The sequence below is a fragment of the Lentisalinibacter salinarum genome (genome assembly GCF_040706555.1).
Classification (GTDB): domain Bacteria; phylum Pseudomonadota; class Gammaproteobacteria; order Steroidobacterales; family Woeseiaceae; genus Lentisalinibacter; species Lentisalinibacter salinarum.
Genome location: NZ_JAPDRH010000002.1, coordinates 1,163,992 through 1,182,411, shown reverse-complemented (window position 1 = coordinate 1,182,411; position 18,420 = coordinate 1,163,992). Strand labels below are relative to the sequence as shown.

Below are 18,420 nucleotides of genomic sequence, written 5' to 3'. Positions count from 1 at the left end.
TCATTTCCGCCCCATGTCGCCTCAGGGGCGCTCGTCGCCGGCTTTGCCCAGGTGTGGCAGTGCGAGCCGGTCCGAGACGGCCACCATGTTCAGGCCGGAGCGGTAGGCGTCGGCCGCGGCCTCGCCCTCGCCCAGGCGGGTGAGGAGGCGGCCGTAGAGTTCGTAGGTCTCGGGCGTGGGCCCGATGGCCAGCGCGGTCTCCAGATAACTCCTGGCCTTGCCCCAGAGCTCCTGGCGCATGCACAGGCGGCCGGCGGTCAGCAGCAGGGCGGCGTCTTCGCCATGCTGCTTCAGCCAGTTCTCGGCGTGGCGAAGCTGGCGGCCGGTGTCGGCCGTCTCCAGCTTGCCGTACAGACGGGCCAGCTCCGTCGACCAGCGACCGCGAAGCCGCCGCCGCAGTTCGGCCTCGGCCACCTCTTCACCCCCCGCGCGGGCCAGGGCGTCGACGTAGGCGGCGATCAGCACATCGTCGTCGCGCAGCGACTTCGGTATCTTCTTCCACACCGCGGTCACGCGGGTCGGATCGTCTCCCGCCTGCTCGAGCTTGCGCCGATGCACCTCCCGGGTCCATTCCTGCAGCGTGCCGGCGGGGATGCGTCCCTGCTTCCTGAGCTTCGGCAGCAGGTCGGCGAGCTGATCCCAGTCTTCGAGCTCCCGATAGAGCCGGCCGAGCAGGAACAGGGCCTGGGAGTGGTTCGGCGCGTTCTCCTGCAGGCGCCGCAGCGTCGCCAGCGCCTGCTCGTATTCCTCTGCGGCCAGCTGCAGCTCGGCCTGGGTCAGGAGTACGGCGTTCGCGGCATCCGGAGTCTCCTCGTAGGCGAGCCGCAGCCATTTGTCCCGGCGTTCGCCGTCGCCCTGGAGCTGGGCCGCCCGCGCGGCGGCCAGGTAGTTCAGCAGCGGGGCATCCGCCCGGTTCACGCGCCGGGTCAGCAGCTTCTCGCCCCTGGAGAAATTGCCCTCGGCCACCTCGATCAGGCCCCTGGTGAACTGGTGGCCGGCGCGGCGGGCACGGAATTCCCCGGCTTTCTCGCCCAGCTTCTTCGGCGCCTTCAGGAGTTCCCAGCCGAGCCAGAGAGCGAGCATCGTGGCGAGGATCAGGGCCAGCAGGATCGGCACCGACATCTCGATCAGCCAGCCGCGGATATTGATGACCACATAGCCCGGGTCGGTGAACAGGAGATGTGCGCCCAGGGCGCCCAGGATCAGCGTGGCGACGACCCAGGCCCCGAACTTCATTCGGCTCCCTCGTCGGCTCCCTGGCCACTTCCCTGGGCCACGGCCTGGCGCTGGCGGAACAGCCGCAGCGACGCCGAGATGTCGGGCAGCTCCGCAGCGACCGGGCTGTCGGCAAGTTCGGCGATGGTCTCGACGGCGCCGCTTACCGCTTTCGCGTCCGTGTCGAAATAGCGCTCCAGCCAGCTGCGGGCGTCCTCGAGGCTCTGGCGGAATATCGCGCCTTCGCCCTGCAGCAGCGCGAGGCGCGCCGTCTGCAGCTGCAGCGCGATGTTGGTGCGCAGGAAATACTGCGCCTCCGGCGACAGCAGCGGCTCCAGCTGTTCGTTGGTGCGGCGCACGCTGACCATGTCCGAGAAGGCGTTCTTCACCGCGGTCCAGGCGCGGCTGAACCCGCTCTGCTGCTCGTCGATCTCCGGCCGCGGCCGATCCTCCGGCGTCACCTCCTCGTCCAGAGGCAGTGACTGGATCACGTCCGCCAGGCTCGCCAGCGTCAGTGTGACCCCTTCGATGTCGACGTCCTCCACGGCCCGGAGCGCAGTGATCTCGTCGGCGAGTTCGCGGCGTACCGGCGTGTAGACCGGGTCGCCCAGCTCGCGGATGCGGCGATCGGCCAGTTCGAGCGCGAACGCCGCCAGCTCCGCGTTGCCGGCGAGCTGCGCCTGGGCGTTCGCCAGCTGCATGTAGTACTCGGCCTCGGCAACGAGCCAGGCATCACGGGCGCCGGCCGATACGCCCTGGAGATTGGCCATGGACTCTTCCAGGTTCTCCATGCGGCCGGGCAGGGACTCGACGATGTCCCGGCTCTCCCGGAATTCCCGCTGCAGCCGCACGAGTTCGTCCGCATCGGCGGCCTGGCGCGCCGCCTGCTGCGCCTGCTGCACCGATTGCTGCAGCGATTGCTGCAGCGAGGACAGTCGGCCGCGGAGCTCCGACACGGCCTCCGCATTGTCCGCCGTTTCCGTCTCCAGCGCGTCCACGGCCGATGCCAGGCCGGCCGTCTCGGCGCCGGCGCTGCGCTCAAGCCACCAGCGGTAACCGCTGAAGCCCGCTGCGCCGAGCGCGAGTACGAGTGCGAGCCAGGCGACCAGCGCGGCGGACTTGCCGCCGCCGCTGCCTTCTTCACCGTTGCCGCCGGGTACGGGTGCCGTGGCGTCTCCGCCTTCGTGCGCGTCGGTTGCGTCTACTGCCGGGGATTCCTCGTGCGAGGCGGCTGAGGCTGCTGCGGCGGCGGATTCCGCCGCGTCGTCCGCGGACTCCGACGCTTCCCGGGTGCCGGCCCTGGCTTCGTCCTCGACGTCGTCCCTGGCGTCGCTCCTGGCGTCGTCCCGGGCGTTGTCGTCCGCTGCGGTCTTCGACCCGGGCTTTTCTTGCTCAGTCATGATCTGCTCTGTCCGGTATCCCCGTCGGGGAAGACCATCGCCAAGATCATGGCCCGGACGAGGTCGGACGGCTCCGGGCCTTGCGCAAGCAGGGTGTCCACAGCGATGTCTTCGCGTACGGCGAGTTGTAACACACGATCGCTGGCGCTCACCAGTGTGGCTCCCCGTAGTACCGCCGCGCCCTTTTCCCCGAGCAGTTCCGCCAGGTTACGAAGCGTGGCGACGCTGAGACAGGTCACGTAACGGAGCCGGCCCTCGCGCCAGGCGGCAATGACCGCCTCGATCTCGCCGGCGTCCGGCTGCGGCAGCCGGCGTTCGTAGACCTCCGCGTAGTCGACCCGGGCGCCGCGTTCGCGCAGGGTATCGGCGAGCAGCTCCCGGCCGCCGCGGCCACGCACGATGAGTACGCGCCAGCCGCTCATGTCGGCGAGTTCGGCCGCGGCCAGCAGGCTCTCGCTGTCGTAGCCGCCCGCAGGCGTGAGGTCCGGCGCCCGGCCGGCGTGGCTCATCGCCTCGGCGGTGGCGGGGCCGATGGCGGCGTAGCAGCGGCAGTCGGGCAGCGACAGGAAACGGGCGCCGTGGCGTACCGCATTGGGGCTGACGAAGACGACCAGATCGGGCGCCCGGCCGCCGGCCTCCGGCCCGGCCAGGGGTGCGATCTCGAGCGCCGGCAGCAGCCAGGCCACGCCGCCCGCCTCCTCGACAGCAGCGACGAGCGGACCCGCCTGGTCGCGGGCCCGGGTCACGAGGACACCGGCGCCGGCCAGCGAAGGCCGGGTCATGCCGTCGCGGATTCCGCTGCGGCGAGGATCTCGCCGGCACCGGCCGAGAGCAGCCGGTCCGCCAGCGTGGCGCCCAGGGACTCGCCGTCGACAGCGGCACCCTCGATGCTGTCCTCCAGCATCCGCGAGCCGTCGGTGGCGATCACCCGGGCGAGGATCGTGATGCGCTCGCCCGCCGTGGTGGCGTACACGGCGATGGGGGAATGGCAGTCCGCGCCGAGGGCGACACCCACCCGGCGTTCGGCGGCCACGACCAGCCGCGCCTCGGCGTGCTCGAGCTTGCGCAGCACCTCAATCAGATCGGCGCGGTCCTCGTGGCATTCGATGCCGACGATGCCCTGGCCGTTGGCCGGCAGTATGACCCCGGGATCGACGCATTCGGCGATCCGCTCGTCGAGTCCGAGCCGCTTCAGGCCGGCGGCGGCGAGCATGATGGCGTCGTAATCGCCTGCGTCCAGTTTGCCGAGACGGGTCTGTACGTTGCCGCGCAGTGGTTTGACGGTCACGTCGGGCCGGCGCACCAGCACCTGGGACTGGCGCCGCAGGCTCGAGGTGCCGACGACGGCGCCGGCGGGCAGGGCGTCCAGCGTGCTGCCCACCATGGCGTCCCGCGGGTCTTCGCGCTCGAGCACGGCCGGCAGGGCAAAGCCGGGCGGCATCTCGCCGGGTACGTCCTTCATCGAATGCACGGCGATGTCGGCCTTGCCCGCCTCCATGGCCACTTCCAGCTCCTTGATGAACAGGCCCTTGCCGCCGATCTTGCTGAGGGTGCGGTCGAGGATGCGATCGCCCTTCGTGGTCATCGGTACGAGCTCGACGGCTTCGACCTCGGGCAGCGCGTCAAGGCGCTCCGCCACATGGCGGGCCTGCCAGAGTGCCAGTTCACTCTCCCTCGTCGCGATTCTCACCCTCATTGAATGCCTCCCTTGAGTCGTTGGCGGATCTCCCCGACATGGCGCCTGCTGATGGGCAGGGTATGTCCGGTGCGGCGGAAGCGTACCACCGGTTTGCCGTCGGCATCCTTATCCAGCGCCTCGAGGTACTCCAGCGCGACCAGGGAATTGCGGTGGATGCGGCAGAAATCCGGTGCGAACTCCTCCTCCAGCGACTTCAGCGATTCGTCGAGCAGGTCCTCGCCGTGGCGGTGGCAGGCGCGCACGTATTTCTGGTCTGCCTGGAAGTAGTAGATGTCGGCGACCGGGATCAGGCGCAGCTCGTCGCGTACCCGGGCGCACAGGTGGCGGCGCCGTTGGCCGGTGTCCGCGATGCCGGAGAGCTGGCCGCCTGTCAGTCGCGCCGCGCGGCCCAGGGCCTGCTCCAGTTTGCTGCGGCGTATGGGCTTCAGCAGATAGCCGACCGCTTCGGCCTCGAACGCCTCGATGGCGTACTCGTCGTAGGCCGTGGTGAAGATCACCGCCGGCGGATCGGGCAGCCGGGCCATGTGCCGCGCGGCCTCGATGCCGTCCATGCCCGGCATGCGGATGTCCAGCAGCACCACGTCCGGGCGCAGCCGCTCGCAGAGCTCGAGCGCCTTCCGGCCGTCGGCCGCCTGGCCGGCGATCTCGCAGCGCTCCATCCCGCCGAGCTGGTCGGCGAGCCGCTCGCGGGCCGGCCGCTCGTCGTCGACGATCAGTATCCTCACGGTTCCGGCTCCTCCGCGGGGAAGCGCAGCGTCACGCTGTAGCGCTCCTCGCTCTCGTCCACGTCCACGCCGGCGCGGCGGCCGAAGGCGAGTTCGAGACGCTGACGGATGTTGTCCAGCGCCAGCCGGTTGCCTGCCCGGCGTGTTGCGCCCGGCGCCCGCGGATTGGAGATGGTGAGCACCACGTCGCCGTCGTCCCTGCGGCCGCTGACCGAGACCGTGCCGCCCTCGGGCAGCGGTTCGATGCCGTGATAGATGGCATTCTCGAGCAGCGGCTGCACCATCAGTCCCGGGATGCGGGCGCGCATGGGAAGTTCTGCTACGTCCCAGTTCACCACCAGGCGCTCGCCGAGGCGCAGCTGCTCCATGCGCTGGTAGATACGCGCCACCTCGAGCTCCTGCTTCAGCGGGATCATGCTCTGGGCCTCGGCGAGCGTGGCGCGGAAGAGGTCGGAGAGATCCTCGACGGCCTCCTCGGCCCGGCCGGGATTGCTGCCGATCAGCGCCGCGATGGTATTCATGCTGTTGAACAGGAAGTGCGGCCGGATGCGCGCCTGCAGCGCCCGGATGCGCGCCCTGGCCTCCAGCTCCACGTTGCGCCGCCATTCGCCGGCCACGTAGAAATAACGCAGCGCGACCGCCGAGACGAGACCGCTGATGCCGAGATTGCGCAGCAGGAACCAGCCGTGGCTCTCGGTCTGCAGGAATGCGCTGGCGTACACGCGGTCGAGCCACCAGGCGCATTCCGAGACCAGCAGGGTCACGAGTTGGAGCAACACGAAGCAGAGGCTGAGCGCGGTGACGACGTTGATGCCCGCCAGCCAGCGGCGGGCCCGGCAAAGGCCCGCCGCGCTGGTCAGCGCGATCCAGAGGACGAACAGCGAGTTCTTGGAGAGACCGAGCAGGAAAGACTCGCCCTCGGCCGTGCCTGCCAGCGTAAGGATCAGGGCGACGATCTCGGCGATGAGCACCACCACGAGCACCGCCCTGGCCGAACAGAAGTCGGGCAGGTAGGACTGGCCGTCGCTGGTCTCCTCGCCCAATGCCGCCACAGTGAACTCCGCTCGCCCCTGCGCAGGGATTCTACCCCAGCGTCACGGGACCGGCGGGGGCCTCAGTTGCAGTGCTCGTTGACCGCTTCCTCGGCTTTCGCGCGGGCCTGGGCGATCTCGGCGTCGTCCAGGTACTGTCGCTCGCCGTCGTCGTCCAGCCGGTACAGCCGCCGGGAATTGACGTAACTGCGCAGCCGCTCCCGCGCCTCTTCGCAGCGCGCGGCCTTCTGCTCACGCTCGGCCGCCGCGTCGGCTGCCTGCTGCCCCGCTTCGGCGCGACGCTCCGCCATGGCCGCATTGGACTCGGTGCGGGCGCTCTGCCGCTGCTCGTAGCGCCTGGCGACCGTTGCCCGGTCCGTCTGCCGGGTCTCGATGTCGAGCTTCTTCGCGTCCTCGCTGCCCGGCTTGTCACCGTAGTGCACGGTGCCGTCGGCGTCGCGCCACATGTAGACGTCTGCGGCTACCGGCGTCGCCAGGAAGAAGGCGGCGCCGAGAACGATAAGCCCTGTCCGGATCAGTCCATTCATGTCCCAGATTCGTCTTTCCCAGGTTGGTCGTTGCGTGAGGTTCCAGCCAGCGATGGGAGGAGTCTAGCACCGGGGGCCTCCGCATTAAGTGAACCAACTCCCATTCCGGCGTGCGGGCCCGCCGCTCATTATGTTTACACTGACATGTCCGGCTGCCGGCTGCCGCGCGCGAAACCGGCGCGGGCACAAAAAAAAGGGCCCCTGAAGGGGCCCGGCAACATCGGCTGCGTGCCACAGCCGCTGCAGGTGGGTATCCGCCGGCACCGGGAGGGGGACCGGATGACGCCGACGGATACCCTTGGTGATTATTGTGTTGTTTCTCCTATTCGCCGCCTCCCTTGACGAACTCGGGATAGGCCTCGAGGCCGCACTCGCTGAGATCCACGCCTTCGTACTCCTGCTCCTCGCTCACCCGGATGCCGACGGTGGCCTTCAGGATGAACCAGACGATGAAGCTGGCGATGAATACCCAGGCGAAGATGGTCACCAGGCCGAGCAGCTGGGCGCCGAAGGTGGCGCCGTCGTTGGTCAGCGGCACCGCCAGCAGGCCCCACATCCCGACCACGCCGTGGACCGAGATGGCGCCCACCGGGTCGTCGATGCGCAGCTTGTCGAGGAACACGATGGAACCCACGACCAGCAGACCGCCGACGAGGCCGATGATGGTGGCCACGCCCGGCGTCGGCGTCAGCGGTTCGGCCGTGATGGCCACGAGTCCGGCCAGGGCACCGTTCAGGGCCATGGTCAGATCCGCCTTGCCGAACCAGAGCCGCGACAGGATCAGCGCGCCCACCAGGCCGCCCGCGGCGGCCATGTTGGTGTTCACGAAGATCATGGAAACCGCGTTGGCTTCACCGACATTCGACACCATCAGTTCGGAACCACCGTTGAAGCCGAACCAGCCGAGCCACAGGATCAGCGTGCCCAGGGTGGCCAGCGGCAGGTTACAGCCCGGGATGGCGTTGATCTCGCCCTTCGACCCGTACTTGCCCTTGCGCGCGCCGAGCAGGATGACCCCGGCGAGCGCAGCGGCGGCGCCGGTCATGTGCACCACGCCCGAGCCCGCGAAGTCCTGGAAGTTGGCCTGATCCAGGAAGCCGCCGCCCCACTTCCAGTAGCCCTGGAGGGGATAGATGAAGCCGGTCAGTACCACCGCGAAGGCGAAGAACGACCAGAGCTTCATGCGCTCGGCGACCGCGCCGGAGACGATGGACATGGCGGTGGCCACGAACACGACCTGGAAGAAGAAGTCGGACAGGCCGGAGTAGTAGATGTCTCCGCCGCTGGCGATCACGTCTTCCGCGGTGTTGTCGGCGCCGAGGAAGAAGGAGATCCCCGGAAACCAGCTGGATACCGCATCGCCGGGGTACATGATGTTGTAGCCGACCACCATGTACATGATGCAGGCGATCGAATACAGGCCGACGTTCTTGGTCAGGATCTCTGCCGTGTTCTTGGCACGGACGAGTCCCGATTCGAGCATGGTGAAGCCGGCGGCCATCCACATGACCAGCGCGCCCATCACCAGGAAGTAGAAAGTATCCAGGGCATAGGCGAGTTCGGTCACCTGCCCGCTTAACTGTGTGAGTTCTTCCACTGGGGGAGCCTCCCTTTATCGTTATACGGTCAGACGGCCTCCGCGCCGGTCTCACCGGTGCGGATGCGTATCGCCTGTTCGAGGGTGGTGACGAAGATCTTGCCGTCGCCGATCTTGCCCGTGCGGGCCGTGTTGGTGATCGCCTCGATCACCTGCTCGGCGATGTCGTCGTCCACGGCGAGTTCGATCTTCGCCTTCGGCAGGAAGTCGACGACGTACTCGGCGCCGCGATAGAGCTCGGTGTGGCCTCTCTGCCGGCCGAAGCCCTTCACTTCCGTTACTGTGATGCCCTGTATGCCGATGTCGGCCACCGCCTGGCGGACGTCATCTAGTTTGAAGGGCTTGATGATCGCTGTGATCAGCTTCATTGCGTGTACCCCTGTTGCTTTGGATGATCCGTGAGCGGCACGCCGGGGCGGCCGCTCCCCGGCCTGTCAGTCGAGATCGAAGGACTTGCCGATACCGAAGACGATGGTCTCGTCGGACTCGCCGATGAGATCGTCGTCGGCCAGGATCAGCGAGACGGAGAGATCGACGCCGGAGAAGTCCCAGCCGTAGCCGAACTCGAAGTAATTGCCCTCGAAGTCCTGGCTGAAGCCGCCATACTTGCCGTAGAAGCCCCCGTACTCACCGGTGATAGCGTAGTAGGTGTAGTCCTGGGTGGGGCCGTCGAAGTTTTCGTACTCGCCGAATGCCGCCTCGACGCTGAGCCAGTCGTAGCCGAGGGAGAGGTTGATCTCCTGGTACGTGTCGTCGAAGTCGCCGGTGTAGTAGTAGCCGGTGAAGCCGACGCCGTAGCTGAACCCCTCGTACTCGCCGCCGTAGCCGAAGTAGCCGTCCACCTCGAGCCCGTCGCCCACGTCTGCGGCCCAGGTACCCGCGTAGAAGCCGTTCTGCTCGAAATCCAGGCCGCCGTAGGCCGAGGAGTTCTTCTGGAAGATGCCGCGGAAGTGGTATTCGCTGACCCAACCCGCGTTGGCGGAGAAATCTGCCATCGCGACACCGCTCGTGAGCAGTCCGGCCGCCACTAAAGCCGTCTTGTTGATGAGTTTCATACTGTCCTCTGCTTGATGCTTGTAGTAATTGTCGAGTGATCGTTCGCCCGGCAGCCGACCGGGCCGGTGCCAATGCGGGCTTCTCTAAGCAGAATCCGTGCCAAGCTGTAACCACTCATAAAATCAACAGGTTACGGTCTGGTGATACACTGATTCGCCCCATTCTGGTGCAGAATTTTTGCTGCCCTGCATCATCATGGACGCAGAAGGGGCGCCCTTTCGGGACGGAGCGACCCGATTCGGGCCTGGCGTTTCACCGCCGGCTGAGATAAACAGTGCCGTATGGAAAGAGAGACCATAGACAGCCTCGCCAGCCGGCTTGCGGCGGCCGTACCCCAGGGTCTGCGCTCGGTGCAGGGCGACCTGGAGGAGAATTTCCGCGCGATGCTCCGCACCGCGCTCGCCCGCATGGATCTGGTGACCCGGGAGGAGTTCGAGGTTCAGGCCGCCGTGCTGGCCCGCAGCCGCTCACTGCTCGAGGAACTGGAGAAGCGGGTCGCCGAGCTGGAAGCCCAGGGCGGCAACGGCGAGAGCGAGAGCGACCAGGACTGAATCCGCGCCGGCGCGCCCGGCACCCGACGTCGAATCTGCAAGGTAAGTCTGCCAGGGAGGGCGGATGGGAGTCGCCACGCTCCACAGCCGGGCCCAGAACGGCCTCGAGGCGCCCCCGGTGACCGTGGAGGTGCATCTGTCCGGCGGCCTGCCGCGGTTTTCCATCGTCGGCCTGGCCGAGGTGGCCGTACGCGAAGCCCGCGACCGGGTCCGGGGCGCCATCCTGGAGAGCGACTTCGAGTTCCCCCAGAGCCGCATCACCGTCAATCTCGCCCCGGCGGACCTGCCCAAGTCGGGTGGCCGCTTCGACCTGCCGATCGCGCTGGGCATCCTCGCCGCCCGCCGGCACCTACCGGCCCGGGCGCTCGGCGATTGCGAGTTCTACGGCGAACTCGGTCTGAACGGAGAGCTGCGGGCCGTACCCGGGATACTGCCGGCCGCGGTCTGCGCCACGGCTGCGGGAAGGGCGCTCGTGGTACCCGCGGCCGTCGCGCGCGAGGCGGCGCTGATCCGCGGGGCCACCGTGTTCGCGGCGTCGAGCCTGACCGAAGTCGTCGCGCACCTGCGCGGCAAACCCCGGCTGCCGGCGCTGGAGACGGGGCTGCCGCCGCTGGCGGACAACGCCTGCGAGGACCTGGCGGACGTGATCGGGCAGTCACGGGCGCGCCGCGCGCTGGAGGTGGCTGCGGCCGGCGGTCACCACCTGCTGCTGATCGGCCCGCCGGGCACCGGCAAGAGCATGCTGGCTTCCCGGCTGCCCGGCCTGCTGCCGCCGCCCACCGAGGAGGAGGCGCTGGAGACCGCGGCGGTCGACTCCGTCGCAGGACGGCCCTTTGACGGGGAGCACTGGGGCCGGCGGCCCTACCGGGCGCCGCACCACACGGCCTCGGCACCGGCGCTGGTGGGCGGCGGCAGCACGCCGATGCCGGGCGAGATCTCCCGGGCCCATAACGGGGTCCTGTTCCTGGACGAGCTGCCCGAGTTCCAGCGCCCGGTGCTGGAAGTGCTGCGGGAGCCGATCGAGCGGGGTCACATCACCATATCCCGCGCCCGGCGCCAGACCGATTTCCCCGCGCGCTTCCAGCTCGTCGCCGCCATGAACCCCTGTCCCTGCGGCTACCGGGGTGATCCCCGCCACGAGTGCCGCTGCACGCCCGGCCAGATTGCGATGTACCGCAGCCGCGTCTCCGGCCCGTTCCTGGACCGCATCGATATCGGCGTGGAGGTCACCCGGCTGCCCCCGGAGGTGCTGCGATCGGGCCAGTCCTCCGGCGAGCCCACGGCGGCTGTGGCCGCGCGGATCGCCGCGGCGCGCCGGCGCCAGATCGGCCGGGCGGGGAAGCTGAACGCCGCACTGGACGGCCGGGAGCTCGCGGCCCATGCGCCCCTGGACGACGCCTGCCGCAGGCTGCTGGCGGCGGCCGCCGACCGCATGGCGCTGTCCATGCGGGCATGCCACCGGGTGATCCGGGTGGCCCGCAGCATCGCGGATGTGTCCGGCAGCAAGGCGATCGGCAGCGATCACCTCGCCGAGGCGGTGAGTTTCAGGAATACGATTTCGGGTGCCGCGGGGATGCGGACCCGGCAGACCCGTACCTAGCGGCTCTCTTCCACCATGTAATCGACCGCGGCCATCACCTCTTCATCGGAGAGGTCGGTGCGGCCTCCCTTCGGCGGCATGTAGCCGGCATCGCCCTGGAAGCCGTTGAGGGAATGGTCGTAGAGCGTCTCCATGCCCTTGGCAATGCGTGCCTGCCAGACGGAGGCGTCGCCTACCACCGGCGCGCCGGCCACGCCGGCGCCGTGACACGCGATGCAGGCCTGGTTGTAGACCTGAGGGCCCGACAGCGTCGCGGCCACCGGCTCCGGCGTCGTCATTGTCTCTGCCTCGGCCCGCGCGGCGGCCTCCTCGCCCGGCATCACCACCTCGCCGATGGGCGCGATGCGCTGCTTCACCTCGGCCTGGAACACGGCCTCCGACTCGGCCCCGGGCGTGCGGTCCGTGATGGACTCGGCCAGCAGGTAGATACCGACCGCGACGGCGATCAGGATGCCGAGAATCAGCATGAAGATGTCGAAGAAGCGACGGTCGTGCGTGCTCAAGAGATCACTCCAGTATCGAGGTGCCGGGGATGCGCCGGCGCCGGGCTTCGGACAGGGGACTCATCAGCCCACCATTATACCGGTGGCGGCCGCTTTTCGCAGTGTTGGACCGTGCGAGGCCGGACCGGTATCATTGCCGCCCCTTCGACAAGGCGCCCGTAGCTCAGCTGGATAGAGCGCTGCCCTCCGAAGGCAGAGGTCGCAGGTTCGAATCCTGCCGGGCGCGCCAATTCTCTCAAGGTGTATTCCGGCCACATGGTTTACACCTTGTCCGGGACTAGTGACCCGGAAACGGGTTCGATGCACAGTCCGCGCGAACCCCACGATTTCCACAGCATTTCCAGAGGTTGCTCCGTCGCCATAGGCGGCCGCACGCGGTAGAACTATCCCGTGAGCCGCAGCAACCGCTATTTCTCGACCGAGCCCCACCTGATCCGGCGCTGGAACGGACTGGCTCTGCTCGTGGTGCCCGCGGAGCGACGCATGAGCCACGTGCCCGTCGGCACGCTCGCACGGGTGCTGCGGCGTTTCCCGGGCATGGAGGTCTTCGATATCCGGGGGAATCGACTCGGACGATTCCCATGCCGTCGGCCGCGCCGAGGCGGACGCTGACGACGCCTGACGGGAGGAGGCGATCATCGAGATCTACGACCAGTGGCACTACGCTGATCTTGTGCAGATCTACTCGCGGGCGCTACGCGTCTGGCGCATGCCCCAGCGGGACGTCGATCAGACTATCGCGACGCTGGAGGGCCGCCTCGCCTGGTTGCGGGACCTGCGCGACAGCCTGGATCGCTACGAGGCGGGCTCGGACCGGCCTCTCTCCGTGGAATTCTCAGGGCCCGCCGACGTGATCGTGCAGAGCCATCTCCCGGACGATCTGCAAGCGAGCCGGACGCGCCGAGGGATCCGGGACACGGAGGAGCGCTTCGAGGAGATTCTCTGGGACTGGGACATCAATCCGATGATGTGCTGGCAGACCATGGCCTCCATCATGGACGAGCGGGCACTCTGGCTGCGCCGCCAGACGCCGGTACTGCAGGCGAATTCCGAGCGCATCCGTGAACTCCACGGGCGAGTCGTTCGCCTCAGATGATCGCGCCGGCCGGGGGATAGAACCCGCCCTGCGGGCAGGCGTGACCGTTTCCCGGCCCCGAAGCTGCTATAAGGGGCAGGATCCTGACGCGGGGGCCCGCATGACCGACGACCAGGAGCGCTGGCAGCGCATCAACGCCTTGCTCGAATCCGCTCTCGAACGCGACGAGTCGGAGCGCGACGCCTGGCTGCGCGAGGCCTGTGCGGGCGATGCGGCGCTGTACGAGGAAGTCGCGCAGCTGCTCGCCTACGACGGTGAGCAGACCGAGGATATCGGCAGTGCCATCCGCGAGGTAGCCGGCTCGCTGGAGCCCGATCTTGCCGCCTCCATGGACGGACGCCGGATCGGGGCGTGGCGCATCCGCCGCAAGATCGCAGACGGCGGCATGGGCTCGGTCTACCTGGCGCGCCGGGTCGATGCGGACTTCGAGCAGACGGCGGCGATAAAGCTGCTGCCGCCCCATCGCCTGGATCCGACCGCGACCGCCCGGTTCGTGGAGGAGCGCCGCATCCTCGCCTCGCTGGAACACCCCAACATCGCGCGGCTGATCGACGGCGGCATGCTGGACGACGGCGTGCCCTACATCGCCATGGAGTACGTGGACGGTGTCAGCATCGAGCACTACTGCCGCGACAACGCGCTGGACAACGAGGGAATCCTGCGCCTGCTGCTGAAAGTCTGCGATGCCGTGCAGTACGCCCATCGCAAGCTCGTGATCCACCGCGACATCAAGCCGAGCAATATCCTCATCGACCGGCAGGGCGTGCCGAAGCTCGTCGACTTCGGCATCGCGAAGCTGCTGGACGAGGACGCCGCCGGCAACGATCTCACCTGTGCTGGTCAGCGCATCATGACGCCGCTATACGCCAGCCCCGAGCAGATCGCCGGCCAGCCGATCACCACTGCCGCGGACGTCTACGGCCTCGGGCTGCTCGCCTATCGGCTGCTGACCGGGAGGATGCCTTACACCGAGACGTCGGAGCGACCCGCCGACGTCGCCCGCGCCATCCTGTACTCGCCCGCGGAGCGGCCCAGTGCGGCCGTGACCTCCGAGCGGCCCCGCGAGGCCGAGCGCCGGACGGACGGCCGCAGCGAGCGCTGGGTGGAGCGGCAGCGCCGTGCGCTGAAGGGCGATCTCGACGTCATCCTGCTGAAGGCTCTGCGCAAGGAGCCGGAGCGCCGTTACGAATCCGTGTCCGCGCTCGCCGACGACCTGCGCCGCTACCTGGCGAACCTGCCCGTGCAGGCGCGTCCGGACAGTTTCGGTTACGTGGCCGGCAAGTTCCTGCGCCGCCAACGGCTGCCGGTGGGCATCGCCGCCACGCTGCTGGCGGCCGTGGTGGGGCTCACGACCTTCTACACGGCACAGCTCGCCGCCGAGCGCACGACGGCCCAGCAGACCGCCGATTTCCTGGTCTCCCTGCTCGATGCCCGCAACCCCTACCGCGGTCAGGACGGCACGGTCACCCTCGACCACATCGTCCGGCAGGGTGCCGAGCGTATCCGCGCCGATGCCGATCTCGCCCCGCGCGTGCAGGGACGCCTCCTCACGACCATCGCCGACGTCTACTCGTCAATCGGCCGCACGGAGGAGGCCGGTACGCTGATCGACGAGGCGCTCGCGCTGCTGGCAGCAGGGCTTCCGGCCGACCACCCGGACGTGGCGATGGCGTTGTACGTGCAGGGCAAGATCCTGCGCATCACCGGTGACTACGACGGTGCCCGGGAATCGCTGGAGCGCTCCCTCGCGATACGGGAGCACGAACAGGGCAGCGTCTCGATGCCCGTGGCGCAGGTCGCGAGCATGCTCTCGGCCGTGGCCAATGCGGAGGGCGACAACGAGACCATGTGCCGCTGGGCGCAGCGCTCCTACGACATACGCCACGCGCTGCTGGATGCCGACGATCCGTCACTCGCGCCGGGCATCAACTCGCTCGCCCTGTGCCACTGGCGGCGCGGCGAACTCAGGCAGGCATCCACGTTCTATCGCGAGATCCTGCGCATCCAGAAAGCGCAGCCTGCGCCGACCGACGCCGCCATCTCGAGCACGCTGCACAATACGGGCCTCGTCTTCTACGAGATGGGGGACTACCGCAAGGCGGCGGAGACCTACGAGGAGTCCATCGAGCGGCGCATCCGGAGCGTCGGCCGCGCGGACCCTGTCCTCCCGCTGACGCTCTACTCGCTGGCGACCACCCGCAACCAGCTCGGCGAGTTCGTCGCAGCCCGCGAGATCTTCGAGCGCCAGATTCTGCTTCAGGTGGAGGCGGTGGGCGCGGATCACCCGGAACTCGCCTTCTCCCTGACCGGTTACGCGTTCCTGCTGGAGGAGATGGGCGAGCTGGACCTCGCCGCGGCCGTGCTCGAGCGCGCCGCCGCCATTCAGCAGGCCGCGCTCGAGCCCGACAACCCGGATGTCGCGCCCACGCTCATCGCCAGCGGCAACGTGGCGCTGAAGCGTGGCCGTCTCGCCGAGGGGCGGGCGCTGATGGAACGCGCGCTCGCGATCCGAATTGCCGCGCTGGGCGAGAAGCATCCGAGCACCTGGCGTTCGCGCACCGCCGTGGCACGGGCGGCATTCGCCGCCGGGGACTACGCCGACGCCCGCCAGTGGCTGCAGTCGGTGGTCGACGGGAAGAATGCGCTGGGCCGGCCCGAGCACCCGTACGTTGCCGAGGCCCTCGGCTGGCTCGGCAGGACCGAACTCGCCGCCGGTGATGCCCCCGCCGCCGTCACCCTGCTCGAGCGCGCCCTGGAGTTCGAGCGCCGCCAACTCGACGATGACCACCTCGGCATCCTGGAGCTGAGGCTCGCGCTGGCCGAGGCGCTGGCCGCTGCCGGCCGGACCGCGGAAGCGCAAGCCCTGCACGAGGATGCCGCCCCGGCGCGGCGCGCGATCTTCGAGGCGTGGCGGCAGGCGTTCGCCGAACGGGCGGACGTTCTGGCCGCACTGGACGGGCAGCAGGCCTCCGGCGGCGCGCCCCGAGGTCCCGCCGACCCTTCGTGATCGTTTTTCCCTCCGTTTCCTGCTTTACAGGATAAGGGGCGGTCTGCCGCCCCGATCCGGCGGCGCGGAAGACGCCGCCGACCGTCAACGGTAGGGAGAGCGTAGCGATGAAAACAACAATAAACAGGATGGCCGCCTGCCTCGCGGCCTGGGCGCTGGCCACGACGGCCGCGGCGGATCCCGCCATCTACGACCCGGGATCACTCGGCTTCGAGAGCGAGGACCAGAGCATGTGGGGCCCGGGCGAGGCGTTCCAGCTGGACGAGGAGTATTTCTTCGGCCTGGAATGGGACGAGAGCACTTCCTTCGGCAGTATCAACAACTTCCCGGGTACCGGTGGGACCATCACCAATCCGGCATACACGCTATGGTCCGGAGCACTCGCCACCTGCACCGCGACCGGACTTTCCCGAGACACCTGCATCAACGGCGCCATCGGCATCCCGGGTATCGGTGACGCGCCGTCCCGGACTATTTCGAACCCGATCTCCGCCGTGCCCGTCGGCGCCGAGGTCACCCTGGCGACGGACGGCAGGGTCGGCTTCGAGTTCGGCGTCACCATCGACAGCGGTTCCGTCGACGCGGCCGTGGGCTTCGACAACGTGACGGCGACGATCCCGGATGCGATCGAAGCCGGCGCCAACGGCGGGCTGGTGAACCTGAACCCGACCGCCGATCTCACCGGCGACGACCTCACCAGTCAGTTCCCGACCATCGTGCTCACCTCGGGTCTCGTCTTCGACATCTATGCCGGAATCAGCGGCGAGGCCTGCATCGGCGGCTGCGTCCCCATCAATGCCAGCATGAACGTCGACCCCGACCTGCCGCTCGTCTCGTTCAACGAGGACGGCGAGGGCGGCATCGAGTGGTTCGGCGGCGACCCGTTGCTGGAGGCGGTGCTCGGCGCCGGCGGCGTCTCGCTGCCGACCGGACTGCCGGCCGAGGACATCCCGCTGGCCGGCGGACTCGCCGAGGTGGATCTCTTCCTGCCCCAGCCGAACGCCAGCTACGACGGCACCGACGGCACGAGCCTGTTCGCCAGCGGCCAGGACGACCTCATCAACCTGACGCTCGACTTCGACAACCTGGTGTCCCTCGTCGCCACCCAGGGCGCCACCCAGAACCTCTACGGCGGTTCTCTGGACCTGGGCTTCGGCTCCGCCAGCTGGGACTTCGTCGACGTGGACTTCGGCCCAGCGCTGGACCTGCGCCAGGAGTTCACGCTGACGCCCACGCTGATGGTGGACCTCGCCTTCTCGCGGCCTGTGGACTACCTGGGACAGATGGTGGACTTCGTCGGCGGGCTCGAATGGAACGCGTTGCCGGACTTCATGTTCGGACTCGGCGAGACCCTGGTGACGCCCACGTTCTACCTCGGCTACGAAGGCCAGCGCAACGTCGCCGGCTTCCTGAACGAGTTGCTGCTGGACCTCAACGGGCTGCTCGAGATCGACCTCCTGACCTTCGGCATCTCCATCGGCAAGGACCTGGGCATCCTCGGCGACTACACGTTCAACCGTTCCTGGGGCCTTGGCTCGCTGGTGGAGGAGTTCGATATCGGGCGCCTGTCGCTGTTCGACCTCGATTTCGGCCTGGGCGGTTTCGGTGAATACCAGGCTTCTTCTTTCCTCGTGAACGTCGGCGAGGCCACTGCCGTATCCGAGCCGGGTTCGCTCGGCCTGCTGTTGCTGGGCCTGTTGCTGCTGGCCCTGGCCGCCAATCGCCGGCGGTCTGCGGCGGAACCGGAGACCATTCCTGCAAACGGAGGAGCATTGGCATGAAACTCGTGATCCTGTATCTGTCGCTGGGGCTGCTCGCCGCGGAACCGGCCTTCGCCGGCGACGACGAGGCACGTCACGCCGTGCGCGGCGCCGGCGTCGTCGACTGCGCGACCTTCCTCGCCGAGAAAGCGGCCGCTTCGGATGCCTACGTGATGATGGGCGGCTGGATCGACGGCTACATCACGGCCTACAACCAGCTCTCCGAGTCCACCTACGACATCACCACGTTCCAGTCCACGGAGCTGCTGGTCACGGTCATCGAGGGGCACTGCGAGGACAACCCGCAACATCGCCTGTTCACCGTGGTGAGTTCCATCGCGGAGCAGTTGCGCGACCAGCGTCTGCGCGAGGCCTCGCCGATACTGAACGTGCGCGTGGACGGGAAGGCCACCCGGCTGTACCGGGAGACGGTTGCCCGGCTGCAGACCCGCCTGAGCGAGGGCGGGCACTACGACGGGCCGGCCTCCGGCAACTACGATGCCGCGACCCTGGAGGCCGTGCAGTCCTACCAGGCGAGTATCGGCTACGAGCCCACGGGTTTCCCGGATCAGGCGACCCTGTGGAAGCTGTTTGCGGGCACGGACTCCTGAGCGACTGAACGGGTCGGTGTG

Annotated in this window: 18 protein-coding genes and 1 tRNA gene; 8 read left to right on the top strand and 11 right to left on the bottom strand. The window is 68.4% G+C overall.

What is annotated here, in order from left to right; translation table 11 throughout:
• Window positions 1–21: 21 nt before the first annotated feature.
• The 10 genes from ACJMKZ_RS08485 to ACJMKZ_RS08440 all read right to left on the bottom strand — a co-directional run bounded on the left by ACJMKZ_RS08485 (window position 22) and on the right by ACJMKZ_RS08440 (window position 9,270).
• Entirely contained in the window at window positions 22–1,236 is a 1,215-nt protein-coding gene (locus tag ACJMKZ_RS08485) for a heme biosynthesis HemY N-terminal domain-containing protein (protein WP_405232754.1), read from the bottom strand.
• Window positions 1,233–2,615, bottom strand: a complete 1,383-nt coding sequence (locus ACJMKZ_RS08480; RefSeq protein WP_405232753.1) for a uroporphyrinogen-III C-methyltransferase — start codon at window positions 2,613–2,615, stop codon at window positions 1,233–1,235. The genes ACJMKZ_RS08485 and ACJMKZ_RS08480 overlap by 4 nt, the downstream gene beginning before the upstream one ends.
• The gene (locus tag ACJMKZ_RS08475; RefSeq protein WP_405232752.1) at window positions 2,612–3,397 is read right to left on the bottom strand and encodes a uroporphyrinogen-III synthase; all 786 of its coding nucleotides are present in this window, start codon (window positions 3,395–3,397) and stop codon (window positions 2,612–2,614) included. Before ACJMKZ_RS08475 ends, ACJMKZ_RS08480 begins: the two co-directional genes overlap by 4 nt.
• On the bottom strand, window positions 3,394–4,311 hold the full coding sequence (gene hemC, locus ACJMKZ_RS08470) for a hydroxymethylbilane synthase (protein WP_405232751.1): 918 nt from the start codon (window positions 4,309–4,311) through the stop codon (window positions 3,394–3,396). Before hemC ends, ACJMKZ_RS08475 begins: the two co-directional genes overlap by 4 nt.
• On the bottom strand, window positions 4,308–5,039 hold the full coding sequence (locus ACJMKZ_RS08465) for a LytR/AlgR family response regulator transcription factor (protein ID WP_405232750.1): 732 nt from the start codon (window positions 5,037–5,039) through the stop codon (window positions 4,308–4,310). Before ACJMKZ_RS08465 ends, hemC begins: the two co-directional genes overlap by 4 nt.
• Window positions 5,036–6,091 (bottom strand): sensor histidine kinase, encoded by a 1,056-nt coding sequence (locus tag ACJMKZ_RS08460; RefSeq protein WP_405232749.1) that lies wholly within the window; start codon window positions 6,089–6,091, stop codon window positions 5,036–5,038. Before ACJMKZ_RS08460 ends, ACJMKZ_RS08465 begins: the two co-directional genes overlap by 4 nt.
• A 62-nt stretch (window positions 6,092–6,153) precedes the next feature.
• Window positions 6,154–6,618: a DUF4124 domain-containing protein gene (locus ACJMKZ_RS08455; RefSeq protein WP_405232748.1), complete on the bottom strand. Its 465-nt coding sequence runs from the start codon at window positions 6,616–6,618 to the stop codon at window positions 6,154–6,156.
• Between the two features lie 322 nt (window positions 6,619–6,940).
• Window positions 6,941–8,215 (bottom strand): ammonium transporter, encoded by a 1,275-nt coding sequence (locus tag ACJMKZ_RS08450; protein WP_405232747.1) that lies wholly within the window; start codon window positions 8,213–8,215, stop codon window positions 6,941–6,943.
• Window positions 8,216–8,244: 29 nt separating this feature from the next.
• Complete coding sequence (locus ACJMKZ_RS08445; protein WP_405224929.1) at window positions 8,245–8,583, bottom strand: P-II family nitrogen regulator; 339 nt, start codon at window positions 8,581–8,583, stop codon at window positions 8,245–8,247.
• Between the two features lie 66 nt (window positions 8,584–8,649).
• Window positions 8,650–9,270: a TorF family putative porin gene (locus tag ACJMKZ_RS08440; RefSeq protein WP_405232746.1), complete on the bottom strand. Its 621-nt coding sequence runs from the start codon at window positions 9,268–9,270 to the stop codon at window positions 8,650–8,652.
• 282 nt (window positions 9,271–9,552) lie between these two features.
• On the opposite strand from ACJMKZ_RS08440, the gene ACJMKZ_RS08435 reads away from it, so the two are divergent.
• The gene (locus tag ACJMKZ_RS08435; RefSeq protein ID WP_405232745.1) at window positions 9,553–9,822 is read left to right on the top strand and encodes an accessory factor UbiK family protein; all 270 of its coding nucleotides are present in this window, start codon (window positions 9,553–9,555) and stop codon (window positions 9,820–9,822) included.
• Between the two features lie 64 nt (window positions 9,823–9,886).
• Complete coding sequence (locus ACJMKZ_RS08430; RefSeq protein ID WP_405232744.1) at window positions 9,887–11,422, top strand: YifB family Mg chelatase-like AAA ATPase; 1,536 nt, start codon at window positions 9,887–9,889, stop codon at window positions 11,420–11,422.
• Here ACJMKZ_RS08430 and ACJMKZ_RS08425 read toward each other — a convergent pair.
• A complete protein-coding gene (locus ACJMKZ_RS08425) occupies window positions 11,419–11,925 on the bottom strand; it encodes a c-type cytochrome (RefSeq protein ID WP_405232743.1) in 507 nt (168 codons plus the stop codon). The two genes, ACJMKZ_RS08430 and ACJMKZ_RS08425, sit on opposite strands and share 4 nt — an antisense overlap.
• A 152-nt stretch (window positions 11,926–12,077) precedes the next feature.
• Between ACJMKZ_RS08425 and ACJMKZ_RS08420 the strand changes: the two genes are divergently transcribed.
• The 6 genes from ACJMKZ_RS08420 (at window position 12,078) to ACJMKZ_RS08395 (ending at window position 18,399) form a co-directional block, all read left to right on the top strand.
• Window positions 12,078–12,154, top strand: a tRNA-Arg gene (locus ACJMKZ_RS08420).
• A gap of 161 nt (window positions 12,155–12,315) precedes the next feature.
• Window positions 12,316–12,537, top strand: a complete 222-nt coding sequence (locus ACJMKZ_RS08415; protein ID WP_405232742.1) for a hypothetical protein — start codon at window positions 12,316–12,318, stop codon at window positions 12,535–12,537.
• Between the two features lie 61 nt (window positions 12,538–12,598).
• Window positions 12,599–13,021: a hypothetical protein gene (locus tag ACJMKZ_RS08410; RefSeq protein ID WP_405232741.1), complete on the top strand. Its 423-nt coding sequence runs from the start codon at window positions 12,599–12,601 to the stop codon at window positions 13,019–13,021.
• Between the two features lie 100 nt (window positions 13,022–13,121).
• Window positions 13,122–16,028 carry a tetratricopeptide repeat protein gene (locus ACJMKZ_RS08405; protein ID WP_405232740.1) on the top strand — a complete coding sequence of 969 codons (2,907 nt, stop codon included), beginning with the start codon at window positions 13,122–13,124 and terminating at the stop codon, window positions 16,026–16,028.
• Between the two features lie 107 nt (window positions 16,029–16,135).
• Complete coding sequence (locus ACJMKZ_RS08400) at window positions 16,136–17,809, top strand: PEP-CTERM sorting domain-containing protein (protein WP_405232739.1); 1,674 nt, start codon at window positions 16,136–16,138, stop codon at window positions 17,807–17,809.
• Window positions 17,806–18,399 (top strand): peptidoglycan-binding domain-containing protein, encoded by a 594-nt coding sequence (locus ACJMKZ_RS08395; protein WP_405232738.1) that lies wholly within the window; start codon window positions 17,806–17,808, stop codon window positions 18,397–18,399. The genes ACJMKZ_RS08400 and ACJMKZ_RS08395 overlap by 4 nt, the downstream gene beginning before the upstream one ends.
• Window positions 18,400–18,420: the final 21 nt, after the last annotated feature.